The sequence below is a fragment of the Paenibacillus sp. T2-29 genome, assembly GCF_052921365.1.
Genome location: NZ_JBREVE010000001.1, coordinates 334354 through 353674 on the forward strand (window position 1 = coordinate 334354; position 19321 = coordinate 353674).

The following is a 19321-nucleotide window of genomic DNA, read 5'->3' on the forward strand; positions in this document are numbered from 1 at the left end:
CCTTCTTCATACGTAATTAAACTTACACCCAGGTCGCTACCGTTTTTTCATACCGAACTAATTCTTCCGGTGTGAAAAAATTTGCAATCTCGCGCTCTGCGCTCTCCGGTGAATCTGAACCATGAATGAGGTTAAACGGTGTATGTGCAGCAAAGTCTCCACGAATGGTGCCCGGAAGAGCTTCGGTTACTTGTGTTTTACCAATCAGCAAGCGGGAAAGCGTAACAATGTTATCCCCTTCCCAAACCATGGCAAATACAGGACCTGATGTGATAAAGCCTACAAGCTCTTCAAAAAAAGGCTTGCCCACATGCTCCGCATAATGCCGTTCTGCTTGTTCTCTAGATACCTGCACAAGCTTGCCAGCCGCCATTTTGAAGCCCTTGTCTTCCAAACGACTGACAATACGTCCCATCAGTCCGCGTTGTACACCATCCGGTTTAACCATCAAAAACGTACGATCCATCGGCTCACTCCCAATCCAATCTAATGTATTTATACAGTACTAATCTGTATTGTAACAGAAAGTTTGGAAACGGTTAAAGTATTTTGTCACAGCAAACCTAAAATACAACTTTAGTAGGAGCGGCGTGTTACAAAATGAGCAATATCGCGCAGCGTCTTTTTTGTTTTGACATCTGGTAGTAAGTCCAGCGCGTTCAGCGCTTTATTAATATATCGGTCGGCGAGAATTTCAGCTTTAGTGATTCCTTCACTTTTTTTGATCATATCCACCGCTTTACGGGCGTCTCCTTGCCCGTCCCCATCCTGAATTCGCCGGATTTCAGCCAGCAGATCATCCCGCAGTTCGGGTTGTTCAAGCGCATAAATGACCGGAAGAGTAATATTGCCCTGTCTCATATCGCTGCCTGGTGGCTTGCCGATCTTTTTTTCTGTTCCACACAGATCAAGCAAATCATCCTGAATTTGAAAAGCCATACCTACGTTATAGCCATAGGTGTACAACAGAGAGTTGACTCTTTCCCGTGCTCCTGCAGCCATAGCTCCCAATTGGCAACTAACTGCAATCAACAAAGCCGTTTTGCGCCGTATGCGCAGCAAATAATTGCGCACACTCTGATCCACATTAAAAAAATCACGTATTTGTTCCATTTCACCAATCGACATCTGTACCAACGCCTTAGACAGCACCCGGTGAATATCGGGATTCGGCAGTCCAGCAGCAATAGATAGTGCGCGTGCATATATGTAGTCTCCGGTGTACATAGCCACCCGATTGTCCCATTTGGACTTCACGGTGGGTTGGCCGCGTCTCATTTCCGCATCGTCAATCACGTCGTCGTGAACGAGAGAGGCAGAATGAATCAGTTCCAGAGGTACCGCTATGCGCTTGAGCTTGTCCAGATCATATTCTCCAAACTTGCCTCCCAGCAATACAAACACGGGACGCAATCGCTTGCCCCCTGCTTTAAGCAGATGAAGCGACGTATCATTAATCAACGGCTCCCTACTGTCAATGCTGCGGTACAGCTCTTCTTCTATGAAGTTCATATCCTTTTTTAATAAACCGAACAAATCCAATCGTTTCATTCTTTCACCCGTGTCAGCGTATTGTCACTCCAGAGAAGCGGCTTCACTCGTCGGTCAAGCAGCCCCAGTTCATATGCATACTGAAAATAAAGCTCTAAACCTTGTTGTTGCTTCTCTCCAAAATCATAACACAGATTCGTAAAGTAGCGCTCCCAATAATCTTCCGAACCTCCAATTTCCTTGCAAGCTTCAGAAATAACAGGTGCCAGGTCAGACAGACTACGCTGCTTGCTTACGCGGAACGCACTCGCAATTTCAGCCACCGCAGCGGGATTCTGAGCAGCAACAGCACGTCGAACTGCCCATACAGCAAATGTCATGCTGTAGCCCGTCCAGCGTTTCCACTCTTCCCCGAGGTCGGTTACATACAGGCCTTCACTTCGCCAGGACGCCTTGATCGCGTGATCTCCAATCAGCAGCCCTGCATCTGCCTGTTCCAGCATCAAATCAAGATCTGGTTCACAGTCAAAGTAAGTAGGCTGGCCTTCCCATGCCTTTTGCATCAAAATTTTCAACAAGTTTACCGATGTAGCTGAAGTATTCGTCAGTGCAATGGTGCCATTAATGATTTCATTTAACGGCTTGCGTGAAAATAGTAAAATGGATTGGACTGGACCGTCTGCACTGACGGATAAATCCGGCAACAACAGCATTTCCTCAGCACCTGATGCATACGCAAAGGAGGACATCGCACTCATATCCAAACTCCCATTTAGCATGCCTCGATTCAATTCAGCCGGAACTTTGGAAACCATCTCCGCCGAATGGAGAAGCTCTGAAGGATTAAAGTAATGAAAAATAGGCCAAGCGTTTGTATATTTAATTTTTCCGATTGTGATTGTCTTGGTGTCCGGTATCGGCATCGGAATCCCCCCATCTCGTAAACAGTTGATGTTCTATACGCAAGCTGTCTAATACTTTGCCTACGAGGAACAATACAATATCATCCAGCGTCTTTGGATGAAAATAAAAAGCTGGCATGGCCGGAATCATTTTGACGCCGAGTCTCGCAAGCTTAAGCATATTTTCCAGATGAATAGCATGCAATGGTGTCTCACGAGGCACAAGGATCAGCGGACGACCCTCCTTCATCATCACATCTGCTGCACGTGCCATGAGATTATCAGACGAACCGTGCGCTACCGCTGACAACGTCCCCATCGAGCATGGCATGATAATCATGGCATCGACCAAATAAGAGCCGCTTGCAATAGAAGCTCCAATATCTGTAAAGGGATGGTATACAAGAGAACCGGGACGGTCTCCGAATTGTTCATTCAAAGCTCCTTCCCGGTCAGTCACATTCCAGCCCAGCTCCTCTTTCAATACCCGCCAGCCAGCATTAGAAACAATCAGGTGAACTGTATACTGCAAGTCCAGCAGTGTCTCTACCAGTCGTACACCATAAATGCTTCCGCTCGCACCTGTAATCCCAATAACGATTCGTTTGCCTTGATGGTTGCTCACCTGATTATTCATTAGTATAAACGCACCACCAAATCAATCAGTGTAAAAGCAAATACGACAATGCTAAGTACACCGTTCATCGTAAAGAATGCCGTCTGCAAGCGACTTAGATCTTTTGGAGAAACGATATAGTGCTCATAAAATAAAATAATGTATGAAATAATCATGCCCGCCAGATACCACCAGCTCAAATCTGCAATAAAGAACAGCACAATAAATCCGATCGCCGTAATGACATGGAACACCCGGGCGATGTTCAGAGCACCTGCTACACCAAAACGGGCAGGAATAGAATAAACCCCTTCACTCTGGTCAAAATCAATATCTTGACAAGCATAAATAACATCAAATCCAGCTGTCCAAAATGCAATCGTGAGATAAAGTACGACAGCAGTCAAATCCATTTGTCCTGTTACTGCAACCCATGCGCCTAATGGTGCCAAACCAATGGTCAAACCGAGTACAATATGGCACAGCCAAGTAAAACGCTTGGTGTAAGAGTAAAAAACAAGCATAAAAAAGGCCAGCGGGAACAGCTTGAACGCCAGCGGACTTAACTTGAATGAGGCCCAGAATAACAACAACAAGCTAACGATGATGAAAATTACCACTTCGCTCGATTTGAGCAGCCCTGCCGGGATGGCGCGTCCTGCTGTACGCGGATTTTTCCCGTCAATTACACGGTCAATCATACGATTAAAGCCGAAGGCTGCGCTACGAGCGCCAACCATAGCCAACAAAATCCAACCGATCTGCGGCCATGAGGGAAGGTTGTCCGTCACGACAACTGACCCCAATACAGCCCCCATAAATGCAAATGGGAGCGCAAATAAGGTATGTTCAATTTTAATCATTTCTAAAAAAATAGCAATTTTCTTAAACATGCAGACTCTCCTTGATTCCAATATGCAATGCCGCAATGCCTCCGGTGAGAGAATGAGCCTGAACATCCTTTAATCCGACTTCACGAAAGATGTCAGCCAGTTCATCCCTTCCTGGAAAAAGCGCCAACGAATCAGGGAGCCATTTGTACTGCTCATAACGTTTGGCGAACAATTTGCCGAGCATGGGCAAGATGTGTTGAAAATATGCGTAGTAAATTCCCTTGAACGGCTGCCAAGTAGGTTTAGACAACTCCAGACATACGACCTGCCCACCAGGCTTAACGACTCGTTGCATTTCCTGCAACACGCGGCGCAGATCAGGCACGTTGCGAAGACCGAAACCAATCGTCGCATAATCAAATGAATTGTCTTCAAAAGGTAGATCCATCGCGTTGCCTTGAACAAGCTTGATTTGCTTTTCTCGGGATTCTGATGTAATCTTTCGCTCGCCAACATTTAGCATGTTCTGGCTAAAATCCAGTCCTACGATGTGACCACTTTCACTTGCACGCGCCATCGCAAGCGTCCAGTCACATGTCCCACAACAAAGATCGATTGCCGTATCGCCGCGATGCATGTCCATCTTTTTCATTGTAAATTTCCGCCAAGCCTTATGTCTGCGAAAGCTCAGTATATCGTTCATCAAATCGTATTTACCGGCTATACTTTCAAACACGCCATGAACGAATTGCTCTTTCGGCTTGGTGTCGCTTGATCCCATGACGTTCACCTAACCTTCCCTCACAACCGGGTGCGAACTATGTAGCAGCTTTAGGAAAGGCTCAAGCATGCATTCAAATTCCTCAATCCCCGTGTTTTGTTCATCTGACAGGGTCTGCCGGATGTGTGTAACAGCCGTGCGAAGCTTGTCCAGTATCGCATCCTCGGCTTTGTATTTCAGCACAAGCTTACGCCAAACTTCTGTTTCAGTACCACCCTCTGAAAGCAGCGCCTGCTCATGCTGGTCTCCGTTACCGTAAATATGCCAGAACATATATCCGAAACGGGACTTGTCTGGTTCTGCCCGCTTCTCCCATTCCTCCACCAGCGTATCACAGAGAGCGAATTCGTTAAGAAGCTGCTTCCAGACTTCCTGATCCTGTTCTGCAATAAGTGAAGTCAATGATAAAAAAAGCTCCTGTTTGAAGCAAACCATCTGAGATAAATACTGAGCAGCATCCAAACGAAAATGCTTCATCTCCCAGTACAAGCTCATTTTCCTTGCGTTCACTTCACATACAGCATCACTCAGCTTCGAAATGGCCTCGATTCGGCCTGCCAGTGCAAGTAGCTGATAAAAACGGCTGCTGAAGTAGTCACCGGCTAACACTTTCAGCTGTCTGGAACGCATCTCTTCCGGGCTTCGTATACCGGATAAAGTATCAATCATATCATGCGTATCCAGTCCCATCTGCACAAGTGATGTTACCAAAGCGTACAGTTCATCCTCACTGGCATGCAGCCCTTGCGCATTCCGGTTCAAAAACTCAAACAGCAAACGGGTACGGCTGTCAGGAAAAGCCGGCATTTCCGTATGTTGTTGAATCATGTCGTATTCCACATATTTCCTTGCTAATTGAGGTACGCGATACGGTTTCATCCTAAGCCTCCGAGCCATGACTTTCTGGTATACTCAAATAATTGCAATGCCTTATATTATATCACAATTTAAAATGATTCGCGACTAAAGTACTGTAGGTCCAGCGGTAGAAAACATCTAGTTTGTATATACACCGCTAAACCTGTTTTGCCACATGGGCGTTACTGTAATGCGGAAACGAGATTTCAAATCTTCTGGCAGTTCGGCGCCTTCCCGATTTCTAAGTTGTTCCAGTGCCTCGTTCGTCCACTCGTTCCGGCGTATATCGGATGCCAGCAGCAAATGGCGTTCTCCTGACCATTCGTCCTCTGTCACCACCCGCAACAGCAATTGCCGTACATTCGTCGTTCCGTAGAAGCTAAAGGCGGCAAGCTCCGCCATGTTTTGATAAATCTCCAGTGGCGTAGTTTCTTCCTTGGACAACTTAACATCCAGGGTCAAGACTGAATGTTCCCAGCTTACACTTGCAATCGGTGTAGTTAATGGAAGCTCATTCAGTGTATCTACCAGATTGTCATCCGTCAGCAGTACTCGTTTCTGGGGCGAAATTGTCGCCTGTGTTTCACGAACTGCTGCGGTACCCGAGTCCAGCATCTGTAAGGACGGCAGCAGTATTGCTGCTGCGGTGGTTATGAGAATGGAACCACCGAGTACAGTCCAAGGTTTCATCAGAGCCTCCCCTGACCCCTACCCCATAATGTGGGTTTGCTACGGTAAAGGTCCTCACTCTCATTGTACAACAAAAAAAAGCAGGCTATGCCTGCATTTTACTCCTCTGTATCTACAACCCCGTGCTTGGTCATCACAACGGCCTTGCCGCGGATTTTGATGGCAGAAGTATGATCCGTAAATTGGACGATCATTACCTCACCCTTGTCCAATTTTTCTGAATGATGCAGGCGTGTATCCTGACCTCTCGTCAGACCAAAAACCTGACATCCGTTGCTTTTTGCTTTAATTACGACGTACTCACTGCTGCCCGTCACGTTATCTTCCATGTTCTTTTCCTCCCTGAGAGCCGAAACTATATTTTTATGATGGAGATTTAAGATTGTTTTGTCAACTCATGCTTTCCACGCTGCCTGCAACAAATAGTGCTTCCTGTGCCATACTATCTGTGCAATCCCATCTATTAACGAAAGGAACGGATCTGATGGAAAACTATCGTCCCGCCAATCTCAGTCCTGCTCAGATTGAGCAGCTTCAACGGCTGGAACATGAATTTGCCGAGCTGACAGGTGAACCCCTGGTACTGATCGCTTATGCCTCCCGAAACGGCAGGACAACTTCCTCTTCTTCAGTCCATGGCACCTCTACCACAAAGTAAATAGGACAAAAAGAAAGGGCCGTGAATCAAATTCACGGTCCTTTCAGCGCATTGGGAATATGTAAGAAATCTTATTTAATTCCGTCTTTGAGCGCTTTACCCGGTTTGAATGCCGGAATTTTGCTCGCAGGGATTTCGATTTCTTCTCCTGTTTGCGGGTTACGTCCTTTACGTGCGGAACGTTCACGAACCTCAAAGTTCCCGAAACCTACCAGTTGTACCTTGTCTCCGTTTTGCAGTGCACCAGCGATCGCCTCAAATACTGCATCGATTGCTTTGGTTACGTCCTTTTTGGACAATTCAGTGCTCTCAGAAACCTGATTGATCAAATCCGTTTTATTCAACATATTCACCTCCCAATTCAAGTGTAGTCCAGCATTAAGGTTATCGGTGTGCTCCACCGATAATGAAGTCGCCTGTATAAAATAACCCGGGCGGCATACTGCCTTCCATAATGTTATCATCTGTTTCCGTTTCGTCGTTAAATATACATATAATATACCTAACCACCGCCATATAGGCCGAAACTGGCGTTTTATGGCACCCTTCTTGCGTGGAACAAGGTTTATAGTAATACAGTCGACAGACAATTTCAAGTACGACGACGGTTCAGCACGTAAAAAGTAACAGCCAGCGCAAGCACCAGCACTAGTCCTTTGACAATGTCATGGGCAAAATATTGCACATTCATCATGGTCAGTCCATTAACCAATACGCCGATCAACACCGCACCAATAAATGTACCAATAACATTGGGTTTACCCGCTCCAAACACTGAAAAGCCGACGAATACTGCAGCTACCGCCTCCATGAGCAAGGGAGAGCCAGCGTCAATTTGACCCGAGCCTACACGCGAAGCATACAAAATACCAGCAATTGCTGCAAATACGCCTGAAGCAATATAGGCCAGTGTACGGACTTTTTTTACCCGTATACCCGACAGACGAGCAGCCTCCTCATTCCCGCCAGTTACATACATTTGACGCCCGTGCTTCGTATAGGTCAAGAAAACATGCACCGCTGCCACAGCTAGCAACAGTAAAATAACCGAAATCGGGATACCCAACCATTTACCTTGACCTAGTAAAAGAAATGCTGGAGATATCTCGCCTGGGGCCTTGCTGCCATCAGGAAACTGCATATGATTGTAGATAGTATAGCCCTGCGCGTACGTTTGATGAACCCCGCTTACAATATACATAATGGCTAGAGTTGCGAGCAAATCGGGGATACGCAGTTTAATAATCAAAAGTGAATTTAATAGTCCAACTAAAGCTCCAACAACCAGAGCCACAATAATGACCACTGCAACAGGCTGTTCATACCAGACCATCAACGAAGCTGAGACGACTGTCGTCAAAGATACCGTTGCACCAACCGACAGGTCAAAACCGTCCACGATAAGTGACAATGTCACACCAATGGCTACAAAAGTTACAATCGCAATTGAGCCAAGAATATCCATTAAATTATCATACGTCCAAAAATAAGGTAAGGTGGCTGAGAAAAACGCCAACACACCTATAATGACCACTACAGCACCGTAACGAAACGAGACATTTAACCATTTTTCCTTCATGAATGCACCTCTTCACCACCGCTGGCGTACAACAGAAGCTGTTCCTGTTCGACTTCGCCTCGCGCAAATTCCCTTATTATTTTGCCGTCATACATGACTGCTATCCGATCACCAATGCCAATACCTTCTGCAAATTCACAGGTTAGATAAATGATTGCTTTTCCTTGTGCTGCCAATTCTCCAATGATACGGAAAATATCGCTTTTTGCCCCTATATCTACACCCTTGGTTGGTTCGTCAAAAACAAAGACATCCGCTCCAGAATGAAGCCATTTTCCTATCGCAACCTTTTGTTGATTCCCACCGCTCAAATACTTAACATGCTGGCGCAGTGAAGGCGTCTTAATACCAAGAGAGGCGACAACCTCATTACCGTTATTACGTTCTCTATGCCGACTAATGAAACCAAGGGCACTCAGCTTGCCCAAGAGCGGAAGACTAAGGTTTCGGTCCACGCTTTCCTCAATCAAGACCCCCTGCTTACGCCGCTCCTCGGGTATGGACACAATTCCTTGAGCTACCGCGTCCGCTGGCTCATGCAAACGAATGCAGCGCCCCTTGAAGGTCAGTTCCCCCACATCTGGCTTGTCTGCCCCTGTAAGAAGTCGTGACAGCTCCGTCTTGCCCGCACCGACCAAACCTACAATAGACAGAATTTCGCCGCGTCTGACCTGCAAATCAACACCGTGAACCCGCAATCCCTTCCGGAGCCCTCTTGCTTCCAATACCGTTTCACCAATAGGCGCCTCTGTTTTCGGAAATTCCTCATCAAATGTTTTCCCAAGCATATACGTGACAATGTCGCCTACACTTAAATCAGAAGCAGGTCCCGAGAACACGCGCTCACCATCACGCATTACCGTAACACGGTCACTGTGCTCGATGACCTCCGGCAATCGGTGGGTGATAAGAATACATGCTACTCCCCCATCCTTGAGGGTATGAATCGTACGGAACAAACGCCGCGTTTCTTCCTCGCTCAGCGGTGCCGTTGGCTCATCAAAAATGATAGTATTCGCTTGCTGTGTCAAAATTCGTGCGATAAGTACAAGCTGCTTTTCTGCCAACGTCAATTCAGACACATATCGTCGTACATCTATATCAACCTCCAGACGCGCTAATGCCTCACGTGCTCGCCTACGCATGGACGCTGGTGCAACCCACCACCGACCATCAAGTGCAGACAAATCGTCCATTACAATGTTTTCAGCGACGGTTAACTGAGGCACAAGTGCCGAATCGACTTCTTGATACACACAGTGAATTCCGGCTCTTTTGGCTTCCCACGGTGAACTAATAATCAGTTCCTTGCCATCCACAACGATCGCTCCCTGATCGTAACGATACGCACCGGACAAGATTTTCATTAATGTGCTTTTCCCTGCCCCGTTGGCACCGAGCAGAGCGTGAATTTCGCCACCCTGAACCGTAAAATTCACGGCTCGCAGCGCATCTACACCAGCAAACCGTTTGCTGATGTTCTTCATCTCCAATGTATATACTGGTGAACTCATGGTGCCCCCTCACTCCCGCTTATGATAAAAGCGCGCCGAAGCGCGCCTTTGCATTTGCGTTATGAATCAATTTATTTGGACGTTTCATATTCCTTCATCCAATCCTTGTAACCCTGCTCACTCTTGCCCCATCCTTTCACATATTGAGACAACTCGGATGTGGAAATTTGCTTATCTGGCAACTCTTCGCGCTGCACATATACTGCCTTCAGTACAACTTTCTCCTCAGGGTTATCCCCATGCAACTTTTGGTATGCATAGCGCACTTGTACGCGTCCAATATCTGTTGGATCGACGGCTGCTGAAGCCACCCACGGGTTTTTCAGGTCCTGAATCATTTGCAAATCTTCATCACTCATATCAATCCCGTAAACTTTAATTTCCGTACGCCCAGCTTGTTGTATCGCCCGAGCTGCACCTTTGGCAAATTCATCCCAAGCCGCCCAAACTGCCGTAATTTCGCCCTTAGGATATTGCTTTAGCACAGCTTCCATTTTGGCTTGCGTATCCAAAGCAGGATTCTCAGCCGAACCAAAAGTCGCAATCTCTTTAATATCTGGATTGGATTTCAAAAATGCATCATAAGCAACCTGACGGCGCTCCATTGGCGCAAACCCTGCAACCCATACCTTCACAATATTTCCTTTGCCACCGATGTCCTTTTTCATTTGCTCCAGCGTCAGTTCCGCCATGCTTTGATCATCCTGTGAAAGCACTACCGCGCCCGGAACATTGACCGCAGCATCGAACACGATAACCGGAATATTGCGGGAAATTGCTTTTTTAAGTCCTGGCTCCAGCAATGCGTCACCGTGATCAGTCAAAATGACATCAAATTGCTGGTTAATCGCACTATCTAGCAAGGAAGCCATTTTTGCCTTATCGTTATTTGCAACAAACTTGGTCAGCGTACCGCCAAATTTCTTAACCTCATCTTCCACACCTTGAACATACTGCTGCGAAAACGTACCTGTGTTAAACTCCATGATCAAAGCAACCCGTTTACCCTTTAGATTCGAACTATCTGTTTTTCCGTCCCCTGTATTCGTTCCTGCAGTGCTTGTCCCTTGAGCGCCGCTCTCTGTTTTAGGCGCGCCACATGCTGTGACCAGCAGAATCAGCACCAGTAGGATAATGGCTCCGAGCCCTAGCTTCTTGTTTTTTTGGAGCCCTTTTTGGATATACATGATCTGTTTCCCCCTCGTTCCATCCACTAATATGTTTCAAATTTGATACTTAATATATCGCGTTAAACCAAGTATGTAAATAGGTTTTATTAAATATAGAAAAATTCGCGATCTCTCATGGCAAAAAACTACAAATCCCGTAAAAAAATACCGCAAAGAGCAGTCAGCCCTCTACGGTATTTCCCTTACACATTTTTGGTAATGGATTAGCCTTAAAGAATTATAGCAATAAGACCACCAGAACCTTCATTGATAATGCGACCCAGCGTTTCCTGCAGCTTATAGCGTGCATTGTCCGGCATCATGGCAATCTTGCCTTGAATACCTTCACGCACAATGGAATGCAGCGAACGTCCGAAAATGTCTGATTCCCAAATTTTGATTGGATCATTCTCAAAATCCTGCATCAGGTAACGTACGAGTTCCTCACTCTGCTTCTCTGTTCCGATAATCGGAGCAAATTCCGATTCCACATCGACACGGATCATGTGAATGGAAGGGGCTGTCGCTTTAAGCCTCACTCCAAATCTTGTACCCTGTCGAATCAACTGCGGTTCGTCCAGTGCCATCTCAGCCAGTGACGGAGCAGCAATACCATATCCTGTTGTCTTGACCATTTCCAGAGCCTCGGCAAAACGGTCATATTCCCGTTTAGCGTGGGCAAAATCCTGCATCATCTGCAGCAAATGATCCTTGCCGCGAATCTCTACCCCGACGACTTCAACCAAAATCTGGTCATACAGTTCATCAGGCGCATACAAATCAATTTCCGCGACGCCCTGCCCCATATTCATTCCGCTTAATCCGGCCCTGTCGATGAACTCATACTCCATAAACTGGCCAACGACCCGATCTACATCACGCAGGCGCCGAATATCTTTAACCGTATCACGAACGGAATTTTCATAGTTGCTACGCAACCAGTGATTTTCGTTCAATACCATAACCCAGCTCGGCAGGTTCACATTCACCTCATGCACCGGGAATTCATACAATACTTCACGAAGTACACCCGTAACATCATCTTCCGTCATGGTTGCCGCGCTGAGTGTCATGACTGGAATATCGTACTTGGCAGCCAGTTCACTGCGGAGTTGAAGTGTTTCATCACTGCGTGGATGCGTGGAGTTGATAACCAGAACAAATGGCTTGCCAACTTCCTTCAACTCTTCAATGACGCGTTCCTCCGACTCTACATAAGAGCTACGCGGGATTTCAGCAATGGTACCGTCTGTAGTGACGACCACACCGAGTGTCGAATGTTCTTGAATAACCTTACGTGTACCAATTTCTGCCGCTTCCTGAAAAGGAATGGGTTCTTCAAACCATGGTGTAGAGATCATTCTTGGACCATTTTCATCCTCGTAGCCTTTTGCACCTTCTACTGCGTATCCTACACAGTCAACCAGACGTACATTCACGTCCAGTCCTTCCGTTACTTTGATCTGGACGGCATTATTCGGTACGAATTTAGGTTCCGTCGTCATGATCGTCTTCCCTGCCGCACTTTGCGGCAACTCGTCTACGGCGCGGGCACGGTCCGCCTCACTCGTAATGTTGGGCAGTACAATCGTTTCCATAAACCGCTTGATAAACGTTGATTTTCCTGTTCGGACTGCGCCGACGACCCCAAGATAGATGTCTCCTCCGGTGCGTTCGGCAATGTCTTTAAAAATGTCCACTTTCTCCAATGAAATCCCCTCCTCAAAAGTCTCCGAAGGAAAAATGCTTAAAGAGCATCCGCTTCGTGTTCAACCAACTGCTTGATCCCAGATGCGGCAGAACAGCCTTTAAAATGCCCGGAAGTCGTCCGCCGCCGAGATTCAGGAGACTGATGGAATCGGCGAAACGGCGTAAACTCGTACATGCATTTGGACTGATACCATCATATGTATCCCCTCCGTAAAATATGTTTAGTTTTTTAAAAATAGATTACGTAACAGCGATCAATGCAGAAACGATATTTTACGTTTGGGTCCACTCACCTAATATATGCACAGCAAGATTTCTCCATGACTTTGTTGCTAGACTTAAATAAAAAAAGGATATTTCTCAGACCGTTTCTAACCGTCGAGAAATATCCTTTGTTTTTTTGTTCTACTGATATAATCGATATTACCACAGTTCGTCATCCAGCCCCTGACGCTCCAGTTGCCGTCTAATAGCTGCCTTGAGCCTATCCTCCGGTATGGTTACCTCCATATCACCCTGAGCTCGGGCCTGACAGGATAAACGTATTCCTTCATTCAGTAAAGGCCCCAGCTTACGCTGCTCTGCATCATTAGGGCGACCTGCAAGCTCAGCCCGTTCCGGTGCTATCTCTACCTTACACATCAGACAGGCTGCTTTTCCATCACAACGTGTGGGAATATACACACCTGCTTTACGGGCAGCCTGGAGCAAAGACGTACCCCGACTGACCTGTACGCACCTGCCTGACGGCTTGAACGTAATCTGCACATTCATGAACGGTCCTCCATTCACCTTTCCTCTTAATACGCACGCAACTTATATTTTTTTACTCATTCGGATGAAGGAGTGAAGTTCTGGCCAAGGGAGAAGCTCTCCAAGCTTGCCCAACTGCTCCTTATTCCAAATGTTACTGACCAATAGCTGTTTTAGTATCCCTATGTGTCGTTGCGGGTCTCGCTTCATGACATTTGCAATCGCTTGATAGCGGTCGGGGCGATTTCGCAACAGATTGAATAGCAACTCGTGACTGAGAGGCATCAAACGCAATGAGGTATTTTCCAGATCAAGCTGTATCCCAGCCGACCAGAGTAGGCGCTCGACCTCTAAGCGGTATAAAGCTCCATCACATAAAACCTCAAATCCTCCCACCAATTCGACTGGAAATCCCTCCAGCTCATAGTGGCTTAGCAACGAAACGTAAGATCCGCTACGATCAACCTGCTGTTGGTCTATACTCACACCCGGCGAGTGCGCGTGTAACAGCTTTGCTGCATGAATATCCGCATAAATATCAATGTCCCGAGGCAGACGATCCAATTCAACTTCTTGCACAAGTAGTGCACAGCTCCCCCCCAGCATCCATGGAACCGACACCGCTGACCAGCTCTCAGTCAAGCTACCCAGCGCAACTGCCAGATCATGAGGAAGCCTGTCCACTAACACTGATGATATTGCCTCCTTCAACATCGTTTCCTCCTTTGCTATCTTTCCTCCCGTTTCCTGATGGGCATCATTATAACATGTTAGACATGGCAGTTCGACATTTTGTGTACTGGAATAGCACTTTCCTGCCTCAAAATATAAAAAAAACCGCGAACCTTCCCGGTTCACGGTAAAAAAAACGAACCATCGTGCGGCCAGGGTTTTATTTTTTCATCATCATTTTCATTAACGCTTCCATATTGGAAGGATTCATTCCACTCTTTTTGACGGCTCCGACAATATCCCTGACTGTATCTTCCGATACCGGAATGTTAGCCATCGCAGACACCTGTTTTATAAGCTGACGCAACTGTGTTTCATTTTGAAGCGTGTCCGGCTTTACCGTGCCTGCCAGCTTTTTCACTGCATTTTCGGATATGTTTTTGCCGCCTTTTTTGTTAATGGCCTTCAATGCATCTTTCGGAAAGTTTTTACTCACAATCTCCCCTCCTCCGCCATTGCTCAACTCAGTCTATGAGTGACGGAGACAAAAGGTGATTAAGCATACAAAAGACATGCCAAACGCCTAACTAAAAAAGGCTATCTCATCGTAGAAAAATCTACTCATGAGACAACCTTTATACTTTAGAAACTCCTCTGTACTCTTATGAATGCCATTGCTCCCAAGTTTGAAGCGGCATGACTTCCATCTCGGTTTTCGGATCGCGACCCATTAATGCCTCAACAGCTTTGCGGACGTCACGTCCTTCAAACAACACTCCATACAGCACCTCTGTAATAGGCATTTGAACACCTAATTTTTGTGAGATAGCGTATGCTGCTTTTGTCGTACGAATTCCCTCTACGACCATACCCATAGATTCCAGTACGGCATCAAGCTGTTGGCCCTGTCCCAATAATGACCCTGCACGCCAGTTGCGGCTGTGACGACTCGTTGCCGTCACAACTAAATCACCTATACCCGCAAGTCCGGCAAAGGTTAATGGATTAGCCCCCATCTCAACTCCGGCACGGGTAATCTCAGCCAATCCACGGGTCAACAAAGCCGCTTTAGCATTATCACCGAAGCCAAGTCCATCCGACATCCCCGCACCCAGTGCGATAATGTTTTTTAAAGCACCGGACAGTTCGACACCGAGCAAATCCCGGTTTGTATAGACGCGGAAATAGGAGTTCATGAACAGCCCCTGAGCAGCCTGTGCTGCCTTCTCATTGGAAGAAGCTACAACAACCGTTGTAGGACATTTCTTCACCACTTCCTCCGCATGACTCGGGCCTGATAGCACGGCAATATCGTCCTCCGCGATTTCCAGCTCTTCCGAGATCACCGTGGACATACGCTTGAGTGTCTCTGTTTCAAAGCCCTTAATGGCATGTACTACCAGCATATCCTTGGTGAAATGAGCCTTCAAACTACGTGCAACCTGCCGAGCGGCAGACGAAGGAGATACGATGATCACCGCTTTTGCTCCAGATACCGCAGTCTGCATATCCGTTGTAGCTGAAATGCGATCAGACAAAATAGAGCCTGGTAAATAATGCTCGTTCGTATGCTTCTCATTGATCTCAGCAGCTTGCTGTTCGCTTCTCGTCCAGACAGAGACATCGTTGTTATTGGTCGCAAGTACGGAAGCTAGGGCTGTTCCCCAACTACCTGCTACCAGCACAGCTATTTTCTCAGACAAGACGATCTCCTCCTTTGGAGCCAAGCTTATTCTCATTTCCCCGTGCCAACTTGACTATATTAGTACGGTGTCTCCACACAGCGAACAGGCAAATGATTAGAGCCGTCCAAAATAACGGCCAAGCATAACCAAGTACGAGTAATATCCAAGGGGTCAAAATAACAAAAATTAGCGATCCCAGGGATACATAACGCGTTATTACGATGGCAAGTATCGCAATGATTCCGGCATATAATGCCGGGAGCAAGGCAAGCGATGCCAATACACCAATGGCAGTCGCAATCCCTTTGCCTCCGCGAAAGTGAAAATATACCGGCCAGTTATGGCCCGCAATCGCCGCAATGCCACACAAACCCGGTAACCAGGATGATTCTCCACCCAACCAGTGCCCTATCAGCACCGCAATAACCCCTTTAAGTACGTCCAGCAGCAGTACCAGAATAGCTGGGCCTTTTCCAAGCACGCGCAGCGTATTCGTCGCACCGGCATTGCCGCTTCCATGCTGGCGAATGTCGATTCCTTTTAATTTTCCATACAGCAAACTAAAGCTGACAGAGCCAAGCAAGTAACTGAGTACGATGGCAACGATCTGTAAAATCAACCTATTCGCTCCTAACTTTCGTCAGACTTGCGCCGGGTAAATATACGAATTGGAGTTCCTTCAAAATTAAAGGCGGCGCGAATTTTGTTCTCCAGATAACGCTCGTAAGAGAAGTGCATTATCTCTGGATCATTTACGAATACAACCATCGTAGGCGGTTTAACAGCAACCTGAGTCACATAGTTAATACGCAGACGACGGCCCTTGTCTGTTGGTGGTGGATTGATGGCAACCGCGTCGGAAATGACATCATTCAGCAGATGTGTCTGAATACGCATGACATGCTGCTGTGCCACATGCTGCACAACTGGAAGCAACTTTTGCAGACGTTGCTTTGTCTTTGCAGATAAGAACACAATCGGAGCATAGGTCATGAACAGAAAGTGGTCACGGATTTTCGTCTCAAACTGGTGCATCGTTTTATCGTCTTTATCTACGACATCCCATTTATTAACGACAAACAACGAGGCTTTACCCGCTTCATAAGCATAGCCAGCAATGTGTTTATCCTGCTCAATGATGCCTTCCTCGCCGTTAATAACGACCAGTACAACATCTGCACGCTCAATGGCACGCATCGCACGCATTACACTATATTTTTCTGTCGTTTCGTATACTTTACCACGTTTGCGCATACCTGCCGTATCAATCAGTACATACTTTTGTCCGTCTTTTTCAAAAGGCGTGTCAATTGCATCACGTGTTGTGCCTGCAATGTCACTGACGATAACCCGTTCTTCACCTAGAATGGCATTAACGAGTGAAGATTTACCTACATTCGGACGTCCGATCAAAGCGACACGTATAACGTCTTCGTCATAATGATCTTCTTCTAGCTCAGGTAAATTGGTCGTAATTGCATCCAACAAATCACCGATCCCTGTGCCATGACTACCAGAAACAGCAATTGGGTCACCAAATCCATAAGAATAAAACTCATAGATCAGATCGGCGCGACTGAGGTTGTCCACCTTGTTTACTGCTACGATGATCGGTTTACCCGAACGATATAGCATTTGAGCTACCTCTTCATCCGCTTGCGTTATTCCTGCTTTTGCATCGCTCATGAACACAATAACATCTGCTTCTTCTATTGCAAGTTCGGCCTGCATACGGATGGACTTCAAGATAACATCCTCACCATCAATCTCAATGCCGCCGGTGTCAATAATACTGAAGGATTTACCATTCCACTCCGATATACCGTAAATACGGTCACGAGTGATTCCCGGTTTATCTTCCACGATGGACAAACGATCCCCGATAATCCGATTAAAAATCGTGGACTTACCCACATTCGGACGACCAACGATAGCCACAACGGGTCTTGCCATAAATTCACTCCTCCTGTCAATTCTTCCGCTATCATCATAGCAAAAAACATACCTATTGGCGATATAGTGACGTAACAACAATCGGCGAACCCTCTGGGTCCGCCGATGGTGTACGTTATGCTTATAATAAAATGTATTGATTTAAACTCATTTAAATTTGTTCAGCTTATCGCCAAAACGCTCGCCAAGCGTAATGCTCAGTCCGGAATTGTTGAGGGAAACGTTAGGATTATTCAGTTCCTCACGAGGCGCGCGAGATGCACGTGGTGCTCTTTCTGCTTTTGGAGCGGCTTCAGGAGCTTCCTCAGTTTCTTTAATGCTCAGGCTAACACGTTTTTCAGAAGGATTCATTTCAAGAATTTTAACTTTAACTTCTTGTCCTTCTTCCAGAACTTCTTGTGGAGTTCCAATGTGTTTGTGGGAAATTTGAGAAATATGAACCAAACCTTCCACACCAGGAGCAATCTCAACGAATGCACCGAAGTTAACCAAACGTTTAACAACACCAGTTACGATGTCATTGTTATTGAATTGTCCAGCAGCCGATTCCCAAGGACCAGGCTGTGCAGCTTTCATGCTCAGGCTGATTTTTCCTTTTTCAGGATCTACTTTCAAGACTTTCACTTTCACTTGATCTCCTTCGGAAACAGCGTCAGAAGGCTTATCAACATGAGTCCAAGCAATTTCAGATACGTGAACCAGACCGTCCACTCCGCCAACATCTACGAAAGCACCAAACTGAGTAAGACGTTGAACCGTACCAACGATTTCTTGTCCTTCTTTCAGCTCAGCCATTACTTTAAGCTTGTTAGCTTCGAATTCTGCTTCCAGAACGTCTTTTTGGGAAAGGATCACTTTGTTGTTTTCACGATCCAGTTCTTTTACAACAACACGCAATGTGCGGCCTTTGTAATCACTGAAATCTTCAACAAAATGGCGTTCTACCATGGATGCAGGGATGAATCCGCGCAGACCCACGTCTACTACGATGCCGCCTTTAACAACATCATTCACAACAACTTCAAATACTTCTTTGCTTTCGAACAGTTGCTCCAACTTTTCCCAAGCATTTTCACTGTCGATTGCACGTTTGGACAGAACAAGTTTTTCCTTGCCGTCGTCGATGCTGATAATTCTAGCTTCAACCTCTTGGCCTACTTGTACTGCTTCTTCTGCATTATCCAGACCAGAAGACAATTCGCGAATTGGAATAACTCCATCGTATTTATATCCAATGCTTACTACCGCTTGGTTATCTTCCAATTTCACAATTGTACCCTTAACGGTGTCACCTTTTTTCAGGGAAACGATTTGATCGAGCTCGTCTTGATTTGCCGCTTCAGCAGCTTCTTGATTTTTAATTTCTTCCGACATGTCAATACCCTCCTCAATTCAAAAAAACCATTTATTTAAACCTGCGCATAGCAGAGTTCAAAACAAAATACATTTTTGCTCTA

The 19321-nt window shown here is 46.3% G+C and carries 22 protein-coding genes; 1 reads left to right on the plus strand and 21 read right to left on the minus strand.

Annotated elements, in window-relative coordinates; genetic code table 11:
- Positions 1-22 precede the first annotated feature (22 nt).
- The 9 genes from ndk to mtrB all read right to left on the minus strand — a co-directional run bounded on the left by ndk (position 23) and on the right by mtrB (position 6500).
- A complete protein-coding gene (gene ndk / locus ACU1JV_RS01985; RefSeq protein ID WP_025675656.1) occupies positions 23-466 on the minus strand; it encodes a nucleoside-diphosphate kinase in 444 nt (147 codons plus the stop codon).
- A gap of 110 nt (positions 467-576) precedes the next feature.
- Entirely contained in the window at positions 577-1551 is a 975-nt protein-coding gene (locus ACU1JV_RS01990) for a polyprenyl synthetase family protein (RefSeq protein WP_025675655.1), read from the minus strand.
- Positions 1548-2414, minus strand: a complete 867-nt coding sequence (locus ACU1JV_RS01995) for a menaquinone biosynthetic enzyme MqnA/MqnD family protein (protein ID WP_257125986.1) — start codon at positions 2412-2414, stop codon at positions 1548-1550. The genes ACU1JV_RS01990 and ACU1JV_RS01995 overlap by 4 nt, the downstream gene beginning before the upstream one ends.
- On the minus strand, positions 2371-3030 hold the full coding sequence (locus ACU1JV_RS02000; RefSeq protein WP_013371677.1) for a UbiX family flavin prenyltransferase: 660 nt from the start codon (positions 3028-3030) through the stop codon (positions 2371-2373). The genes ACU1JV_RS01995 and ACU1JV_RS02000 overlap by 44 nt, the downstream gene beginning before the upstream one ends.
- Positions 3030-3902, minus strand: a complete 873-nt coding sequence (locus ACU1JV_RS02005; RefSeq protein ID WP_058711587.1) for a UbiA-like polyprenyltransferase — start codon at positions 3900-3902, stop codon at positions 3030-3032. Before ACU1JV_RS02005 ends, ACU1JV_RS02000 begins: the two co-directional genes overlap by 1 nt.
- Positions 3895-4623 carry a demethylmenaquinone methyltransferase gene (locus ACU1JV_RS02010; RefSeq protein ID WP_013371679.1) on the minus strand — a complete coding sequence of 243 codons (729 nt, stop codon included), beginning with the start codon at positions 4621-4623 and terminating at the stop codon, positions 3895-3897. Before ACU1JV_RS02010 ends, ACU1JV_RS02005 begins: the two co-directional genes overlap by 8 nt.
- A gap of 9 nt (positions 4624-4632) precedes the next feature.
- Positions 4633-5502: a heptaprenyl diphosphate synthase component 1 gene (locus ACU1JV_RS02015; protein ID WP_064962979.1), complete on the minus strand. Its 870-nt coding sequence runs from the start codon at positions 5500-5502 to the stop codon at positions 4633-4635.
- Positions 5503-5619: 117 nt separating this feature from the next.
- Positions 5620-6171, minus strand: coding sequence for a hypothetical protein (locus ACU1JV_RS02020; RefSeq protein WP_064962978.1), 552 nt, complete (start codon positions 6169-6171; stop codon positions 5620-5622).
- Between the two features lie 98 nt (positions 6172-6269).
- On the minus strand, positions 6270-6500 hold the full coding sequence (gene mtrB / locus ACU1JV_RS02025) for a trp RNA-binding attenuation protein MtrB (protein WP_013371682.1): 231 nt from the start codon (positions 6498-6500) through the stop codon (positions 6270-6272).
- Positions 6501-6553: 53 nt separating this feature from the next.
- Between mtrB and ACU1JV_RS02030 the strand changes: the two genes are divergently transcribed.
- On the plus strand, positions 6554-6829 hold the full coding sequence (locus tag ACU1JV_RS02030; protein ID WP_058829734.1) for a hypothetical protein: 276 nt from the start codon (positions 6554-6556) through the stop codon (positions 6827-6829).
- Positions 6830-6900: 71 nt separating this feature from the next.
- Here ACU1JV_RS02030 and ACU1JV_RS02035 read toward each other — a convergent pair whose 3' ends face one another.
- The 12 genes from ACU1JV_RS02035 to rpsA form a co-directional block, all read right to left on the minus strand.
- Positions 6901-7173 (minus strand): HU family DNA-binding protein, encoded by a 273-nt coding sequence (locus ACU1JV_RS02035; RefSeq protein WP_014599981.1) that lies wholly within the window; start codon positions 7171-7173, stop codon positions 6901-6903.
- A 248-nt stretch (positions 7174-7421) separates the two neighbouring features.
- Positions 7422-8408 carry an ABC transporter permease gene (locus ACU1JV_RS02040; RefSeq protein WP_165082343.1) on the minus strand — a complete coding sequence of 329 codons (987 nt, stop codon included), beginning with the start codon at positions 8406-8408 and terminating at the stop codon, positions 7422-7424.
- Positions 8405-9922 carry a sugar ABC transporter ATP-binding protein gene (locus tag ACU1JV_RS02045; protein WP_413986563.1) on the minus strand — a complete coding sequence of 506 codons (1518 nt, stop codon included), beginning with the start codon at positions 9920-9922 and terminating at the stop codon, positions 8405-8407. The genes ACU1JV_RS02040 and ACU1JV_RS02045 overlap by 4 nt, the downstream gene beginning before the upstream one ends.
- A 71-nt stretch (positions 9923-9993) precedes the next feature.
- A complete protein-coding gene (locus ACU1JV_RS02050) occupies positions 9994-11109 on the minus strand; it encodes a sugar ABC transporter substrate-binding protein (RefSeq protein ID WP_413986564.1) in 1116 nt (371 codons plus the stop codon).
- Positions 11110-11321: 212 nt separating this feature from the next.
- Positions 11322-12800, minus strand: a complete 1479-nt coding sequence (gene spoIVA, locus ACU1JV_RS02055) for a stage IV sporulation protein A (protein WP_013371689.1) — start codon at positions 12798-12800, stop codon at positions 11322-11324.
- Positions 12801-13224: 424 nt separating this feature from the next.
- Positions 13225-13575 carry a 2Fe-2S iron-sulfur cluster-binding protein gene (locus ACU1JV_RS02060; protein WP_013371691.1) on the minus strand — a complete coding sequence of 117 codons (351 nt, stop codon included), beginning with the start codon at positions 13573-13575 and terminating at the stop codon, positions 13225-13227.
- A 42-nt stretch (positions 13576-13617) separates the two neighbouring features.
- Positions 13618-14268: a hypothetical protein gene (locus tag ACU1JV_RS02065; RefSeq protein WP_064962975.1), complete on the minus strand. Its 651-nt coding sequence runs from the start codon at positions 14266-14268 to the stop codon at positions 13618-13620.
- A 178-nt stretch (positions 14269-14446) separates the two neighbouring features.
- Positions 14447-14722 (minus strand): stage VI sporulation protein F, encoded by a 276-nt coding sequence (locus ACU1JV_RS02070; RefSeq protein ID WP_064962974.1) that lies wholly within the window; start codon positions 14720-14722, stop codon positions 14447-14449.
- A 166-nt stretch (positions 14723-14888) separates the two neighbouring features.
- Complete coding sequence (locus tag ACU1JV_RS02075) at positions 14889-15929, minus strand: NAD(P)H-dependent glycerol-3-phosphate dehydrogenase (RefSeq protein WP_013371696.1); 1041 nt, start codon at positions 15927-15929, stop codon at positions 14889-14891.
- The gene (gene plsY, locus ACU1JV_RS02080) at positions 15922-16530 is read right to left on the minus strand and encodes a glycerol-3-phosphate 1-O-acyltransferase PlsY (protein ID WP_013371697.1); all 609 of its coding nucleotides are present in this window, start codon (positions 16528-16530) and stop codon (positions 15922-15924) included. The genes ACU1JV_RS02075 and plsY overlap by 8 nt, the downstream gene beginning before the upstream one ends.
- Positions 16531-16541: 11 nt before the next feature.
- Entirely contained in the window at positions 16542-17864 is a 1323-nt protein-coding gene (gene der, locus ACU1JV_RS02085) for a ribosome biogenesis GTPase Der (RefSeq protein WP_413986565.1), read from the minus strand.
- A gap of 147 nt (positions 17865-18011) precedes the next feature.
- The gene (rpsA, locus tag ACU1JV_RS02090) at positions 18012-19238 is read right to left on the minus strand and encodes a 30S ribosomal protein S1 (RefSeq protein ID WP_013371699.1); all 1227 of its coding nucleotides are present in this window, start codon (positions 19236-19238) and stop codon (positions 18012-18014) included.
- Between the last annotated feature and the right edge of the window lie 83 nt (positions 19239-19321).